This window comes from Planococcus faecalis (assembly GCF_002009235.1).
Taxonomy (GTDB): Bacteria; Bacillota; Bacilli; order Bacillales_A; family Planococcaceae; genus Planococcus; species Planococcus kocurii.
In genome coordinates this window covers 3163545-3175886 of record NZ_CP019401.1, presented here as the reverse complement: position 1 = coordinate 3175886, position 12342 = coordinate 3163545, and the positions used below count along the sequence as shown (strand labels likewise).

Here is a 12342-nt window from a genome sequence, read left to right as displayed (position 1 = left end):
CACCTCTTTCTCGCTAACTCTAGCTAGTGTCGTTTTGAAATTCCATTTCTTGTAGTAAGATTAAAATACCCGGATAGCCGATTTTTCACACTAAAAAGAATTTTTCTTTCAAGTTGTTTCTAGGTATGTTGAAAGTTTGTCGTAAATTTCTAACGTATTTGTCCACATGTGGATAAGTGGCAGAGAATGACAAAACACCATAGTTATCCCCGTTTCTACGTGAAATCATCCACATATTCAAGGTTAGCTCCAATCCCTAAACAACTTCGCCTTCACTATCCACTAAATTAAAGAACAGAAAAAACCGAAACCTCAATTCTTTTCGTTCGTAGAATAGACAAGCGATTAGGAGGTGCGAGATATGGATACAAGTTTTTTGTTTGTTTGGCTAGTCGTTATTTTCGGCTTTCATTTTTTAAGAATATTTTTGAAAAAGCGCTTTGGGATTGATAAAGAAGCACAAGCAGGAGTTCCAGTGAAGAGATTCGAGCGATGGAATGGGTTGCTGACTGTAGCTGCAATCATTGCCATAGCTTTAATGTTCCAAGGTTCATTAGAAAGATTTTTCTTTTGGCTATTTTTTATTTTTTTTGTGGGGAGTGCTATGCAAATTATTTTAGAATGGAAGTATTTAAAAGGATCTCGAAAGTATCAGGCGTCACTTCTGTACTTTTCAATCGTAGCAGTAACCTTGGTCGTTTTCACGACGATGGCTTTCTTACAAGTAAGCTAGTAGATGAAAAACTTTCAGGCAAATTGATTTTTTGAGGAGGTAGAGTGAAATGGAGACGTTAATTCTAATTGGACTTGGTGCTCTTCTGCTGTTTATTGGCTTCTTGCTCCAGCGAATAGAGAAAAAGCACGGAGTAGACCGAAAAGCAGCGCCCGTAAAGAAAATCGAGCGATGGGTAGGATGGATCCTTGTCACGAGCTTGATTGTACTTTTGCTTTTGTCGATAAACGAGGTAACGATCAATTACATAAATGTCTTATTGTTTTTTGGAATAGTAGCATTGTTCCAGACCGTTCTTGAATGGGGTTATGTTAGAAATACGCAACGATCTGTTATTAGCTTGGTTTTAAATCTTGTTTTTTTGTTGTCGCTAGTTGGGTTGGTTGAAGTTGTGAAATGGACGATTGCGAACTTTTAAAAGAGATCTCGCTATGACGAAAGAATAAGCACAAGTCAGTAGAGAATAAATATTCTTTTCTCTTGTTTATACCGGATTCTGCGCTCCAGTCGGTCGCTTTCCGCGGGCTTGCCCCAAACTAACTCTGGCTAATCGCCCGAGTGGATTTCATCGCTTCGTTATCTCGCAGGAGCACCTCTTTGCCCTTTGGATCCTGGAGTGTGGAGGCTACACGTATTCAGCATCTCTAAGTAAGGAACGGATAAATAGTTTGCTCTCTTTGATTAAAGCCGCCTGCTTCTAAGCGGGCTGAGCCCACGGAAAGTGAAGTGGTCAGCTCGCTTGGAAGTATACACTACTATTCATTCTCATGTGGACTAGTTATCCAACACTACCGAACCGTCATACATTTTGCCATGAAGTTTCGCAAGTTTACCCGCCATGGTTTTGGGAGAATCTTTAAAATCTTGTTGGATCCAGTAAAAGAAAAAGCCTAAGCTGCCGTATGTCATAAAATAATTGAGTGTGGGAATTTCTAAGTCGCTCGTTTCTTCCAATTGTAGCTCTGTAGCAGATATTTGAACGAGCGTTTCACAAAACTGATTTTGTGAACCAGGCAGTACTTCTCCTCTAATAATCAACTGGAAGATAAATTGATGTTGATAAATGTATTCGAAAATTGGCAAATGACGCTGCACGTCGGTTGAAGAAAAGCGTTTTAAATTCTGAAAGCTCTTACGAAAATCACTTGCAAGATTTTCCAAGTGATCTGTCACGATAGCTGCGAGCAAGTCGTTCAAATCCTTATAATGTGAGTAGAACGTCACACGGTTGCAGTCTGCGCGCTTCGCGACTTCTGTAATAGTCAGTTGTTGCAGTTCTTTTTCTTGCAATAAATGCAATAAGGCTGTCTTTAACTTTTTTTGTGTTCGCAAAATGCGGCGGTCTTCTGTGCTGTTCACCTTATTTTCCTCCTCTTGTATCTAGAAAATGAAGCGATTTGTGAATTAAGTATGACATGGAATCTTTTCATTGGACAAACTAGATATTTATCTGTTAACTTACAAGTGTAGTTTAATTATGAATCGATTTCCAGCATAACCATAGGAGGAATAGAAAATGGCAAGATTACAAGGCAAAGTAGCAATTATTACGGGTGCGGCACAAGGTATGGGTGCATCGCATGCGAAGAAATTTATCGAAGAAGGCGCAAAAGTTGTAATCACGGACTTAAACGTAGAAAAAGGCGAAGCGCTAGCGAAAGAACTTGGAGACAATGCATTATTCGTTAAGCAAAACGTCACTAACGCAGAAGACTGGGCAACAGTAGTGGCAGAAACTGAAAAAGCATTCGGTCAAGTAGACGTATTGGTTAACAACGCCGGTATTACGATGGCAAAATCAATCTTACAAACGACAGAAGAAGAATACCGTCGCATTGTAGACATTAACCAAGTATCTGTATTCCTTGGAATGAAAACAGTCATTCCAGCTATGCAAAAAGTAGGCGGCGGTTCGATCGTCAACATTTCTTCTATGAACGGGATGGTTGGTGGAGCAATCGGTTACACAGATACAAAATTCGCAGTTCGCGGCATGACAAAAGCAGCAGCACTTGAATGCGCAAACTATGGTATTCGTGTAAACTCTGTACACCCAGGCGTTATCGCAACGCCAATGGTTGTTCAAGAAGATACAAAAGCAGCTGTAGAAGCATTTTCAAAAACAATTCCAATGAAGCGCGTTGCGCAATCTGAAGAAGTTTCGAACATGGTGTTATTCTTAGCTTCTGACGATGCAAGCTACTCTACTGGTTCAGAGTTTCTTGTTGATGGTGGACTAACAGCTCAGTAAAAACAAAATAAAAAGCCGTTACGCTGCAATTTGCGTAACGGCTTTTTTTATGTTGTTTTTTTGTTTACAAACAATACGAGTACGGGTCCAATAATTGGAATCCAAGCGAGTGATTTGAGTTTTGCTTGTGAGTAGAAATGATAGGTAGCATAGACGGATAAGCCCCATAGCACAAACCAGTCAACAGTCATAACAGATACCAGGCTTGATGCGAAAAAAGCTTCGCGGTAAGCAGCTAATGAAAACCCCTGGAATAATGTCAGGCCATTGAGTAACCAAAACACCATAAGCACAACCAGCCAAAAGCGGGAAGCAAGAAAGCGAGCAAGCCAGTCGGGAGTCCTTAATTTTCTATCAGCTTGTCGATTGCCAAAAGCGAAATACAGTAAGAGTGAAAAAGCACCAATACCGAAAGACAGCAGTGCAAACGGCCACGCCGGCCATTTTTGTCGATCATTGAGTAGCAGCAAAGTCAAAAAAACCAGTGGAAACAAGCCGAGCGCATTGAAAACGGCAAGCACGAGCGGATCAATGGCACCCAGGTCGCCACTGAATATGCTCGACAAGATTGGATCTGTTTCGCCACCAGGTGCTAGAAAAACAGCATAGCCGATTAGTAGTAGCCAGACAATCAAGAAAATCATGGGTAGCACTCCTTTTTAGAGTAAAGTTATTAAATGACTAGTTAAGTTGAATAAAAGAAAACGTTTTCTACACCGCTTCGGGCGCTTTGGGCATGGCTCCCGCAAGAAGCCAGGCAAAGTTCGCCTGGCTTCTTACTTCGCCGAGCCCATGGACGCGCGGTCCTGTCGCGCCAGAGGCATGAATCATATCCTGTGGGCCCGAAAGTACAGCTGTTTTGCAGAATATCAACAAGTGGAAATCATTCGTTCAACCTATGTAGTTCCCTTAAAAAGTTATGGACAAACGAACGAGTGGTTTAGCTAGCATGGAAAAAAACCATAAGGACAAACAAACCGAGAATTAGTAAGCTTCTGACTTTACTAGCTTTCCATGTGACAATGCTTGAACCAATGCCACCTATAATCAGTAACACAAGGCCCATTGTTTTGATCATGGGAACAGCAAAGGTATCACTGAATTCGATAAGAAAAGCCCCTAAAGCAAAAGAGCCCATACTTACTAGAAATTTTGGCGATGTAAAATCAGACTTCACAGACTGTTGGTCAGTCGCGTTCATTTTGAAATAAGCCCATGTCATCATTGCAATGGGTACACCAAACGCAATGAGGAAAGTGACAAGTGAATCTGTATCCGTCTCCAATGCATATGCCTCCAATCACGTAGAAAAATAAGTAGCAGGTGAAATCGTCTCTTTTGTAGAATTTTAACAGGTAGAGGAGTGCTTGCATATGGAAGTTGTGATGTATATGGGGTTATTTGTTCTTGTCATTTCTTATTTTCTTTTCTCGGACGTATATTTAAAGAAAAAGCGTGGAATCAAAAGAGGTTCGAGAAGTATTTTTCACGAAAACAAAAATCGTTACGTACTGATTTTGCAAGGAGTTATTTTCATCGGTTTTATTTACGCGTGTATGTATCTAGTTGCAGAACTAGATTTTACAGAACTTTCTTTAGCTGTCCAGATCAGTCCTTTAGCAGGTCTCTTTGTTCTCCAAACAGTTGTTACAGGGCTTGAAGAGTGGGTACTCCATCGAGACAAAGAGCGCTATTGGTATGATTGGACTGAAACAGTATTTGTTGGGCTAATTTTTGCTTTATTACTTACAACGGGAGGGTAATGACTATGTATAGGGTAACGAAAAAGAGAGCTAAAGCGTTGTTGATCGATTCGGTGATTGCTGCGACTGTGTCATTGGGCGCAGAACTGTTATTAAAAAAGAGAATAAAAAGTCCGTTTTTTCACCAGATAGTTTCGCCTTCATTAGTTTTCTGGGGGCTTGAGTATGCGCAGCTACGAGTGAACGGGCAAACAGTCGGACAGAAAGCGATAGGCATTGCGTTAAAAGATGAAGCCGGTGGTGAGCTAAGCGCAGAACAAATTCTCAAACACATCGTGCACCGAGATACGACAAGTGCCTTCATGTATGTGAAAAATCGAGCACGCTACGATAGTTACAAAGGTGAAAAATACCCACATGATCTTTATGCGCACACAGTCGTTAAAGAAGTAGATTGACGGTCATCTCTCCTTATTCAAGGAGAGATTTTTTTGTTTTGAAAATGATATTGCAAGATACAAGACATAATCTACCGGCATATCCTACTCGTTTGATTTGTGAGAATATATTCTATCGATATACAATCTTGTTTTTTAGCGCTACAATATCCAAGGTGCTAGTCATTCCATCATTTTTTAACGGGTGACAAGTGCAAACGTATACGTCAAAACGATGAACTAGATGGTTCGAAAGAATATAAAAGTAAGATGCTGGAGGATTTGTATGAAGAAACAAACAGAAATAAACAATACTGAAAAAGCTGGATGGGTCTTGTTGATTGGTATTGTGTTAATTGGAGCAAATTTACGTGTGCCGATCACGTCGGTGGGTACATTAATGTCATTTATCCGTGAAGATCTTGCTATAAGCAATGCGGTCGCAGGATTGGTTACGACATTGCCTTTAATCGCTTTTGCTGTGCTTTCTCCCTTTGCACCGAAAATCGCAAACCGTATCGGCATGCAATGGACAATCGCCTTATCCATGGTGTTTCTAATTATCGGAATTGCCATAAGGTCTGTAACGGGAATTGGTTTTCTGTTTATCGGAACACTTCTCATCGGATTGGCGATTTCTATAGGAAATGTGTTGATCCCGGGAATTATCAAAATGAATTTTCCCTATCGAATCGGCGTCATGACGGGGATATACGCAGTCTTTATGAATATATTCGGTGCGTTAGGCTCTGGTTTAAGTGTACCGATTTCTGGTATCGGTAATATGGGGTGGCAAGGTGCGCTTGGGGTTTGGGGAATACTTGCCACCATAGCCTTAATCGTGTGGCTTCCGCAATTGCGCAAACAGCAAGGAGCCGTGTCAAAAGCACCGATACAACCAAAACAAAAAACCAAGTTATGGCGATCCCCGCTTGCTTGGAGTGTCACTCTTTTTATGGGAGGACAGTCTTTAGTCTTTTATACCTTAGTCGCCTGGATGCCAGATATACTGAACACGATTGGGTACAATGCCGGTTCTGCCGGATGGATGGTCTTTCTAATGCAAGCGGCCATTATTCCGACTACGTTCGTAGTTCCCGTGATTGCTGAGAAGTTAAAAAATCAAGTCGGTCTTGCTATTGCTACAGCTTTGTTGTTTATGACCGGATTTTCGGGCTTGCTTTTTGGGAGTATGATGTTGGTGCCGTTGTGGGCCGTGTGTCTTGGAGTTGCTGGGGGAAGTGGATTTAGTCTTTCGATGATATTCTTTACACTAAGAACGAAAGATGCAAAAGAAGCAGTGGAATTGTCAGGGATGGCTCAATCATTTGGTTATATGCTGGCAGCTATTGGTCCTGTTTTTGCAGGTGTCTTGTACGATATCGGCAGCGGTTGGACATTGCCACTGCTATTCTTGATGTTGATATCTATTGTTATCTTGATTGCAGGGATCATCTCCGGTAAAGAAGGCACAATAGCAGAACGAGCTAAAATAGTAGCATAAATGCACGATAAGCTTTTATCACTCGACTTTCCTATCATAAGGAAAGTCTTTTTTTATGGATAAAACGAAATAAAGCAGCATTCTTCTACAATCTTCTTGCCAAGTTATATAATGATAAAAAAGCGAAAGGGTGATTCGCGTGAAACTGTACAAGGACTTGGCCAACTGGTGGCCGCAATGCTTTTTACTTTAAAAAGTTTTTTTCAATGACTTTGACGAACTTGTCACCAAATATGTTGGAAGTGAGTCGGGAGTTGAACCCAGATTGCCTTCATATGCAAAGCGAAATAGGGATAATCGACGCAGGGCGCGATTTTGATTTGGTATTTATTCATGACGTAATTTCTTATTTTACGGATAAAAATGATTTACTCACGGTAATGAAAAATGCTAAAAAACATTTGAACTCCGATGGCCTGCGCTATTTGGAATGGAGCTATGACTTAGACACAAAAGACCAAGTAACGGAAGTCGAATACGCTTATCTTATGTGTGGAGAAGACGACTAGATTTTTTATGAATTTGACAGCGCAAAATGCGTGTAGTTTTCTATGGGTAACTAATAGGTAACGCTGGAATTAACGCTCATTTTGAACGCGTAATCTTTTCAGAGGAACCCGGTACCTATTTTGCGATTGCTGCTACACAAATAAAACAAAAAGTATAAATATGATTCAAGGAATAGAAAGGACAGTGGATATGGAACAGTACCGCATCAATCCAGACAAGGGCATGGAATTTGGTATTTATACGTTGGGAGATCATCTGCCAGACCCGCATACTGGGCAGCGGATTTCTGCAAGAGAGCGCATTCAAGAAATCATTGGCTTGGCAGAACTAGCAGATCAAGCGGGACTCGACTTTTTCAGTGTCGGTGAAAGCCATCAAGAATATTTTGCCACTCAAGCGCATACGGTGGTACTCGCGGCGATTGCCCAAGCAACGAAAAATATCAAAATCTCTAGCTCTTCTACTATTATTAGCACGTCAGATCCGGTACGTGTGTTTGAAGATTTCGCGACCATCGATTTGATTTCAAATGGCCGCGCAGAAATTATTGCCGGGCGAGCGTCGCGTGTTGGATTATTTGACTTGCTTGGCTACGACATCCGTTATTACGAAGAATTGTATGAAGAGAAATTTGAGTTGCTGCTACAAATCAACAAAGAAGAAACGGTCGATTGGAGCGGGCAGTTTCGTGCTCCACTACGTAGCGCACAAGTTATTCCGCGTCCGCTTACAGGTTCGCTTCCCATTTGGCGTGCGGTTGGTGGACACCCAGCAAGTGCGATTAAAGCGGGGCATGCGGGTGTGCCGATGATGCTTGCGACGCTCGGCGGTCCTGCAGAAACATTCAAGCATACGATTGATGCTTACCGCGAAGCAGCGGAAGAAAGTGGCTTTAGTCCCTCTAAGTTACCTGTTGCGACTGCTGGATTTTTTAACGTGGCCGCAACAACTCAACAAGCCATGGAAGAAGTTTATCCACATGTGGATAAAGGGATGCGAAAAACCAATGGACAAGGTTACCCACAAGCCGCATTCATGCACGGTGCACAAATGGATAGCGTCATGAACATCGGCAGTCCCCAGCAAATTATCGAAAAAATCCTTTACCAACATGAACTGTTTGGTCATCAACGCTATATCGCGCAAATGGATTTTGGTGGCGTGCCGATTGACCGTTTAAAACGCAATATCGATTTGATCGGGACAGAAATTTTGCCAGCGATTCGGAAATATACGATGAAAAAATAAAAAGATGATTCAGGCATTGTGCCTGAACCATTTTTTCGAATGTTACTGTTTTACTTTTATCGTCGCTACAAAATCTAAAAGATCTTTCAATGGCATATCCGCCATCGAATCCAGGCGGTGCTCTACGTGACCAAAATTCATTGTGCTTGTGATTTTGTTCGGCACCACTACACAACTCATACCCGCGCGTTTTGCCGCTGTGGCACCATGAGCCGAGTCTTCAAAAACAAGACATGTCTCAGGAGCTAAATCCAAATGCTCGGCTGCTTGTAGATATAAAGCAGGATCGGGTTTTACTTTTTCAACATGGTCCGATGTTCGGATACACTGAAAGTAATCATACAGATCTAGGCGTTTTAAATGACCCGAAACCCAGTGATAACTAGAACTCGATGCCAAACCAATTCTCAAATCCATTTCTTTTGCTGTTTCCAAGTACTCAACGACACCATCGCGTGGTTTTTCTTTAGACAAAACAGAAAGAAATCTTTCTTTATATTGTTTGTTTAGTAACTCATGTTCTACGGGCTTCCCAATTTGCTGCTCCATATAATGGAACGGTGAAAACGAACCATCTGTACCTACTTCATTTTGCCACATACCTAGTGGCAATTCGCTATTATACTCGGCAAACATTTCTTGAAGAAGTTGATACTGATGCGTTTCTGTGTCAAAAATCAATCCGTCAAAATCAAATATAATTCCATTTATCATAAGGCACGTCCTTTGCTATTTAATTGAATAAGCTATTCTTCAAAATTAAAGCTACTCTATATCTTCTGCTATATGTCTAAATACAACATACTCAGAAGAAAGTGCGAAAGGCGGCGACTCCAGGGGGAACAGGACGAGCTGAAGACCCTGGACTGAGCGGAGCGAGGGAAGCGGCTGAAGCCGGCCCCCCGGAAAGCGTCCGCCTGGAGCGCTTTCTTCTTTGCTCTCTACGCCAACAACTTCGTCACTTCACGAGAAATAGCATGTGTGTTGATCGTTGATTCTAACTGCTCGTTTTTCACGCAGCTGATAAACTCTGCCAACTCATAATACATCGAGTCAAAATTATGCGCTACAGACAAGTCTTCAGTCTGCCCGTCTCTATACTTAATGAAGATATTTTTCGGATCACTGATGCGATCAATTTCAATGGTGCCATTCTCGCCTTGAATTTCACTTGGCAGAAAAGAATCCGAAATCTTCGAATACATAATAACTGCTTCCATATCCGCATAATTCCAAATCATGCTGCCTTGCCCATCGGCACCTGTCGATAATAGTAATTGATTTTTCATTGCAGACTCAGGGGCGCCAACCAAATGAATAATTGGTGCGATGCAATAAACGCCTAAATCCATTTTAGAACCATTGCCAAGTTCGGGCTTAAAGGCATTTTCAATAATGCCATTTTTGTATTTATCGTAACGTGAAGAATATTGGTTGTAATGAAACACAAAACGACGAATCGGCCCAATTTTATCGATATTTTTCTTCAAGTTCAAAAAAGAAGGAACCAATGTCGATTTCATCGCTTCCATATAAGTTGTTTTGTGTGTTCTTGAAGCTTCAATAATTTGGTCCATTTCATCAATTGATGTAACAGCTGGTTTCTCACAAAGAACATGAATGCCGTGCTTCATCGCCAATATGCTTTGCTCAGCATGCATAGCATTAGGTGACGCGACATAAACCGCTTCAATCTGTCCGCTGCTGAACATAGCCGCCATATCGGTATAGACGTTATCAATCGCGTATTTTTCCGCAAATGCGGTGCCAGTTTCTAACTTTCTGGAATATACAGCTCCAATTGTAAAGTCAGGATGCTCTTTAGCCGCTTTAATAAATCGGTCAGTAATCCAATTTGTGCCGATAATGCCAAACTTCATTGTAACTCCTCCAATATAAATATAGATACGATTCTCATCCTCTATTCTAACTTAAATATCTCCAAAAAGAGCGGGAGGGATCAGACTGTAGAAAAAGTCTCATTAAAGTGAATAGCGGTGTATAACTTCCAAGCGGGCTAACCACTTCGCTTTCCGTGGGCTCAGCTTCAGTCTCCTCGTCACTAACGTTCCTGCGGGGTCTTCAGCTTTCGCTCTCCCACAGGAGTCTTCGTGGTCAGCCCGCTTGGAATCTTCTTGCTTATATCAAAGTGAGTTATCTTAGTCTACTTTTTACCAATAAAAACGTTTCGAAGTCTTTTTAACTAATCAATCAAGGATCTGGAGCATCAAATGGCGACTCCTGCGGAAGAACGGAGTGATGAGACCCCGCAGGAGCTTGCGACGAGGAGGCTCAGGAAAGCGTCCGTTTGATGCGGAGGATCCCACATAAATACGAGACAATGAATTACTATTCTTTTGTCTACAAGCTGGGAGGGATGTTCTTTCTAAAGTTTGTTCGGAAAATGATTTAGCTTCTCGGCTACAGAAGTTATACTGTAAGTACACAAAAGCTTCACTGGAATAGCTGAGTTCTACTTTAATGTATGAGGAGTCCTTTAAATGAAAAAACTGCTGGGTCTAATAAGCTTAACTTTGGTCATGAGCGGCTGTAGCGATAATTCTACAAATGCCGAAGAAGTTTTAGTTTCGGCGGCATCTAGCCTGACAGAGGTCATGAAAGAAATGGAACAACAATTTCAAGAAGTAGAACCGAATATTGTGCTAACTTTCAATTATGGCTCATCTAGCAAATTGAGAAGCCAAATTGAACAAGGCGCACCGGCCGACTTGTTTTTGTCAGCTAGTGAAAGAGATATGGAATTACTGGAATCCCAACAGCTAATAGATGAAGATAGCATCAAGCCGTTTGCTGAAAATCAGCTCGTTTTAGCTTCATTAGAAGAATTTCCTGAAACAACTGATTTTCAAAAACTCGTCTTGAATACAGAAGAAAAGATTGCAATTGGAGAACCGGACAGTGTTCCCCTCGGCGCCTATTCAAAAAAAGCATTAAAAAATGAAAACTTGTGGAACTCCCTTAGTGCTCGTCTAATTTATGCGAAAGATGCTCGTCAAGTCGTTACTTATGTGGAAAGCGGAAATGCAGAACTCGGAATTATTTACTCATCAGATGCGTTTATTTCCCAGGAAATAAGTGGGACACTTGAAATGCCAGGGCAGACAGACCCTATTATCTATCCAGGAGCAGTCGTCGCCGATTCCGAAAATCAGCCTGCAGCAACTGCTTTTTTAGAGTTTGTCATCGGTTCAAAAGGGCAAGCCATTCTTAAAGAATATGGATTTATGCCCATAGCTGGAGAAACGCCATGATGGCTTATGATTTGTCTCCACTTTGGTTATCGCTCAGAGTCGCAGTGATTTCAACGTTATTTGTGTTTGTCGTGAGTCTTGCGCTGGCTCGCTTTATGACGAGACGTGAGTTTTTCGGCAAAAGTTTTCTTGAAGCGTTGATCCTATTGCCTTTAGTATTGCCACCGACAGTAATTGGCTTTGGGTTAATTGTGTTGTTTGGCATAAATGGGCCACTAGGTATATTACTTGAACAGTGGTTCGGCTTTCGCGTAGTGTTTACATGGATTGGTGCGGCAATTGCTTCGTTTGTTGTGTCGTTACCACTCATGTATCAAAGTGTTTTAGCCGCTTTTGAAAAAGTAGATCCACGCTGGGAAAACGTAGCGCGAACTATGGGTGTATCCGAATGGCGAATTTTTCGGACCATTACGTTTCCTCTTGCTTGGTCGGGTATTTTGGCCGGATTAATCTTGGCTTTTGCACGTGGCATCGGCGAATTTGGGGCGACGTTGATGATTGCCGGCTATATTCCGGGTATTACAGAAACAATTCCACTAGCTATTTACTTTGCTTATGAAGCAGGCGACATGGAAAAAGCTTTGTTTTGGGTATTGATTGTGTCGTCACTCGGAGTAGCTGCAATTACGTGGGTGAATTATTGGCGTAAAAAGACCGCTGTACGAATCGGAAGGGAATGAGCAA

General features: G+C 41.7%; 15 protein-coding genes. 10 read left to right on the top strand and 5 right to left on the bottom strand.

Features of this window, described 5'->3' with window-relative positions:
* Window positions 1-361: 361 nt before the first annotated feature.
* Window positions 362-733, top strand: coding sequence for a DUF4181 domain-containing protein (locus AJGP001_RS15775; protein WP_071152742.1), 372 nt, complete (start codon window positions 362-364; stop codon window positions 731-733).
* A 49-nt stretch (window positions 734-782) separates the two neighbouring features.
* On the top strand, window positions 783-1151 hold the full coding sequence (locus AJGP001_RS15770) for a DUF4181 domain-containing protein (RefSeq protein ID WP_071152741.1): 369 nt from the start codon (window positions 783-785) through the stop codon (window positions 1149-1151).
* A gap of 356 nt (window positions 1152-1507) precedes the next feature.
* On the opposite strand, the gene AJGP001_RS15765 is transcribed toward AJGP001_RS15770, so the two are convergent.
* A complete protein-coding gene (locus AJGP001_RS15765) occupies window positions 1508-2092 on the bottom strand; it encodes a TetR/AcrR family transcriptional regulator (RefSeq protein WP_071152740.1) in 585 nt (194 codons plus the stop codon).
* Between the two features lie 157 nt (window positions 2093-2249).
* Here AJGP001_RS15765 and AJGP001_RS15760 point away from each other — a divergent pair, with 157 nt between their 5' ends.
* Entirely contained in the window at window positions 2250-2984 is a 735-nt protein-coding gene (locus AJGP001_RS15760) for a glucose 1-dehydrogenase (protein ID WP_071152739.1), read from the top strand.
* A gap of 47 nt (window positions 2985-3031) precedes the next feature.
* Here the strand turns inward: AJGP001_RS15760 and AJGP001_RS15755 are convergent, their stop codons facing one another.
* Both AJGP001_RS15755 and AJGP001_RS15750 read right to left on the bottom strand, forming a co-directional pair.
* On the bottom strand, window positions 3032-3628 hold the full coding sequence (locus AJGP001_RS15755) for a hypothetical protein (RefSeq protein ID WP_078080758.1): 597 nt from the start codon (window positions 3626-3628) through the stop codon (window positions 3032-3034).
* A 296-nt stretch (window positions 3629-3924) separates the two neighbouring features.
* Window positions 3925-4269: a hypothetical protein gene (locus AJGP001_RS15750; protein WP_071152738.1), complete on the bottom strand. Its 345-nt coding sequence runs from the start codon at window positions 4267-4269 to the stop codon at window positions 3925-3927.
* Window positions 4270-4357: 88 nt separating this feature from the next.
* Here AJGP001_RS15750 and AJGP001_RS15745 point away from each other — a divergent pair, with 88 nt between their 5' ends.
* The 5 genes from AJGP001_RS15745 to AJGP001_RS15725 all read left to right on the top strand — a co-directional run bounded on the left by AJGP001_RS15745 (window position 4358) and on the right by AJGP001_RS15725 (window position 8386).
* On the top strand, window positions 4358-4747 hold the full coding sequence (locus tag AJGP001_RS15745; protein WP_071152737.1) for a DUF4181 domain-containing protein: 390 nt from the start codon (window positions 4358-4360) through the stop codon (window positions 4745-4747).
* Window positions 4748-4752: 5 nt separating this feature from the next.
* Window positions 4753-5145 carry an RDD family protein gene (locus AJGP001_RS15740; protein ID WP_071152736.1) on the top strand — a complete coding sequence of 131 codons (393 nt, stop codon included), beginning with the start codon at window positions 4753-4755 and terminating at the stop codon, window positions 5143-5145.
* 265 nt (window positions 5146-5410) lie between these two features.
* Window positions 5411-6628, top strand: coding sequence for a CynX/NimT family MFS transporter (locus AJGP001_RS15735; RefSeq protein ID WP_078080757.1), 1218 nt, complete (start codon window positions 5411-5413; stop codon window positions 6626-6628).
* Between the two features lie 206 nt (window positions 6629-6834).
* A complete protein-coding gene (locus AJGP001_RS15730) occupies window positions 6835-7137 on the top strand; it encodes a class I SAM-dependent methyltransferase (RefSeq protein WP_071152735.1) in 303 nt (100 codons plus the stop codon).
* A 190-nt stretch (window positions 7138-7327) separates the two neighbouring features.
* Entirely contained in the window at window positions 7328-8386 is a 1059-nt protein-coding gene (locus tag AJGP001_RS15725; protein WP_078080857.1) for an LLM class flavin-dependent oxidoreductase, read from the top strand.
* Between the two features lie 42 nt (window positions 8387-8428).
* Here the strand turns inward: AJGP001_RS15725 and AJGP001_RS15720 are convergent, their stop codons facing one another.
* Together AJGP001_RS15720 and AJGP001_RS15715 are read right to left on the bottom strand one after the other, a co-directional pair.
* Window positions 8429-9100, bottom strand: coding sequence for an HAD family hydrolase (locus AJGP001_RS15720; protein WP_078080756.1), 672 nt, complete (start codon window positions 9098-9100; stop codon window positions 8429-8431).
* Window positions 9101-9327: 227 nt separating this feature from the next.
* Window positions 9328-10266 carry a Gfo/Idh/MocA family protein gene (locus tag AJGP001_RS15715; protein ID WP_071152733.1) on the bottom strand — a complete coding sequence of 313 codons (939 nt, stop codon included), beginning with the start codon at window positions 10264-10266 and terminating at the stop codon, window positions 9328-9330.
* 621 nt (window positions 10267-10887) lie between these two features.
* On the opposite strand from AJGP001_RS15715, the gene modA reads away from it, so the two are divergent.
* Both modA and modB read left to right on the top strand, forming a co-directional pair.
* A complete protein-coding gene (gene modA, locus AJGP001_RS15710) occupies window positions 10888-11658 on the top strand; it encodes a molybdate ABC transporter substrate-binding protein (RefSeq protein WP_071152732.1) in 771 nt (256 codons plus the stop codon).
* Window positions 11655-12338: a molybdate ABC transporter permease subunit gene (gene modB / locus AJGP001_RS15705; RefSeq protein WP_071152731.1), complete on the top strand. Its 684-nt coding sequence runs from the start codon at window positions 11655-11657 to the stop codon at window positions 12336-12338. Before modA ends, modB begins: the two co-directional genes overlap by 4 nt.
* Window positions 12339-12342 lie beyond the last annotated feature (4 nt).